Source organism: Legionella tunisiensis (assembly GCF_000308315.1).
GTDB classification, from domain to species: Bacteria; Pseudomonadota; Gammaproteobacteria; order Legionellales; family Legionellaceae; genus Tatlockia; species Tatlockia tunisiensis.
The window spans coordinates 1-2,718 of sequence record NZ_CALJ01000107.1; the positions used below are offsets into that span (position 1 = coordinate 1).

A 2,718-nucleotide genomic window follows, 5' to 3' on the forward strand; every position below is an offset into this window, starting at 1 on the left:
CTACAGGGAACAATTCGGCTTTAACTACCGCATTGATTGCAGTATAGCCGCTAACGATTGTCAAGGCGGCCATAATCAAGAGTGATGCCCCCCACCAGGTTTCAATGGTACTGAGTAGAGAAAGAATAGGTACTGTAAAAAGGGTGCCTAGCACGCCAAATGCGATTAAAATCGGTCTTCGACCAATTCGATCCGATAAAGCCCCTATAACCGGCTGTAGTAACATGAAGAAAAATAAACTTGCTGCCGAAATAAGTGTCGCTTCAATTTTACTCATTCCTACGCTATTGGTGAGGTATTTCTGCATGTAGGTGCTATAAGTGTAGAAAGCCAGTGTACCACCCATCGTTAATCCCGCGACTAGAAGAATTTCTTTAGGATGACGCATTAAAGCAAATAATAAATTTTCTTTTTTGTGGTTTGTTGTTGAGTAATAAACGAAGTGGTTTCTTCCATCCCTTTACGCAAAAACAGCGCTACGATTGCCAGAAGCGCACCTATCAGGAAAGGAATGCGCCAACCCCAATTTTCTAACTGTTCTGTGGTAAGAAAAAACTGTTGCAGTACTATCAATAAAGATAAAGCGATTAATTGGCCTGCTATAAGAGTCACATATTGGAAACTGGAGAAAAATCCACGCCTTTCTTTCGTGGCCATTTCACTTAAGTAAGTGGCGGAAGTGGCATATTCGCCACCTACCGAGATCCCTTGTAGCAAACGCGCTAGAACAAGTAATACAGGTGCTAGCAGTCCAATGGTTTCATAACTCGGGGTTAATGCAATAATGAGTGAGCCAACACACATTAGCAATACAGAAGCCAGCAAGGCTTTTTTACGCCCACAACGATCAGCATAGACTCCCATTAACCACCCACCTATGGGACGCATAAAAAAGCCAACTGCAAAAATGGCTGCGGTATTCATTAATTGAGCAGTTAAATCACCTTGAGGAAAAAAAGATTTGGCAAAATAAATTGAAAATGCGGCATAGGCATACCAGTCATACCATTCTATTAAATTACCTATTGAACCACGAAAGATTGATTTAAGGCGGTGAGTGGTTTTCGGCTGTTCCACCCGATGGGCCAACCGGTTAAGATCTTTCATATTTCTTCTCGCTTCTTGAGAACAGTGTACGTTTAATGAACCCGCTGCAGCAGAGTAATACAGGTTAACTGTCTTTGTAAACTCTCTTATTGATCTTTATCTGTTAGCAGCGTTTTTTGAGGTAATTTTTTGCTGTTCTCGACGCAGATAAAAGATATCTTATTTGAATGGATGGCGAACTTATAGAAGCCTTGCTACTTTAGAGTAATCTTCATGCATACTTGACAGTTTAAGAGGATTAAATGATTTGCAAGATAGAATTTATCTCAGTGACATCTGCACAGGAATTACGTTCTGAGATTAGAACCGACTTGGTAAAACAGAGCGGCATAGTAGAATTAAACAAATTAGTTGCAGAAGGGGCTCACCCACAAGTTAATTTAGCTGCGAGAGTTAGTGAGAAACAAGTCGGGCTTCTAAGCCTTGTTTTCCTTATCCAGCGAATGCTAATATCTGCTGGTTAGGTGTTTTGCCTGATTACCAAGGGCAAGGTATTATGACGTCATTGATGCAGGCAGCTTATGGCTATGCAAAACAACAGCAAGCTAAAACAATGACGGTCGCTACTGTTATTCCAGATAAAGCAAACTATTATTTAAAAACGTTTCGTTGCTATGAAAAAATGGGTTTTCAGCCCTTATTGAATGGATATTCTTCGGAAACGGAGATGGTTTATATGGTAAAGCAATTGAGTAATCCTTTGCATGAGCTTAGTGTTCTTGAGAGGGATGCAAGACTTTTTGGTTTTGATTGGCCTAACCAATCTATGATTATTGAGCAGATTATTAGTGAGTGCGATGAGATCAAGGAAGCGTTTGATCTCCAGGAACCAGAGGAACGTATTCAAGAAGAAATTGGTGATTTATTACATAGCGCTCTGTCTTTATGTCTTTTTTCCGGCTTTGAACCAGAGCAAACCTTATTAAAAATAATAGAAAAATTTGCAGCTCGCATGCGGGCTTTAAAAGTCATTGCGAGAGACAGAGGATTAGTAACTCTTAAAGGACAATCAATCGAATTATTGCTTACGCTCTGGTCTGAAGCGAAAAGTCGGAGCAGAATGGCCTAAGATTTGAGTATTGTATTTTAATTGACTATATTACATTTTTTGGTTATTTATTGACCTTTTATGTGCTGTGAGATGATTATGTTCAGTTTTGATGAGATTGTGAGCGAGGAGGTAGATTTAAAGGATATTTTATCTGAATCATTAACGAAGGCTTTAGGGGATAGCAATTTTCAACTCCAATTACTTGAAGAGGGCACTGCCGAGGTGGCTGAGGCTGATCTTTTACTGGAAGAAGTTTTTCCGAAAGGCGAAGTAGAGGATTATAAACCTAGCCAATTACTCAGTTATGTTGATAATGCGCTTTCTATGATTTGCTTAAAGGGCGGTGTGATTATTGGCAGTATTACGGTTGGTTGTAATTTAGATGATGGGAAATACATGGTGGTGCATTCATTGGTCGTCGATAGGGAATATCGTAATAAAAAGCTTGGCTCTGTCTTGATGCTTGCTGTGCATGACATCGCTTGTGAATTAGGAATTAATTCTGTCTCGTTAATCTCATCAGGTTATGGTAAACCATTTTATCAAAGCTTTGGTTTACT

At 39.6% G+C, this 2,718-nt stretch carries 5 protein-coding genes; 3 read left to right on the plus strand and 2 right to left on the minus strand.

Annotation, left to right across the window (positions count from 1 at the left end; genetic code table 11):
* Both BN58_RS33360 and BN58_RS23220 read right to left on the minus strand, forming a co-directional pair.
* On the minus strand, positions 1-388 hold a 388-nt coding region (locus tag BN58_RS33360; protein WP_232220435.1), incomplete at its 3' end, for an MFS transporter.
* Complete coding sequence (locus BN58_RS23220) at positions 388-1,107, minus strand: MFS transporter (protein ID WP_019216349.1); 720 nt, start codon at positions 1,105-1,107, stop codon at positions 388-390. The genes BN58_RS33360 and BN58_RS23220, both read right to left, overlap by 1 nt.
* 242 nt (positions 1,108-1,349) lie before the next feature.
* Here BN58_RS23220 and BN58_RS07790 point away from each other — a divergent pair, with 242 nt between their 5' ends.
* The 3 genes from BN58_RS07790 to BN58_RS23230 all read left to right on the plus strand — a co-directional run.
* Positions 1,350-1,571, plus strand: a complete 222-nt coding sequence (locus BN58_RS07790) for a hypothetical protein (RefSeq protein WP_019216350.1) — start codon at positions 1,350-1,352, stop codon at positions 1,569-1,571.
* Between the two features lie 5 nt (positions 1,572-1,576).
* Positions 1,577-2,176, plus strand: coding sequence for a GNAT family N-acetyltransferase (locus tag BN58_RS23225; RefSeq protein ID WP_019216351.1), 600 nt, complete (start codon positions 1,577-1,579; stop codon positions 2,174-2,176).
* Between the two features lie 78 nt (positions 2,177-2,254).
* A partial coding sequence (locus BN58_RS23230; RefSeq protein WP_198009845.1) for a GNAT family N-acetyltransferase occupies positions 2,255-2,718 on the plus strand: 464 nt, incomplete at its 3' end.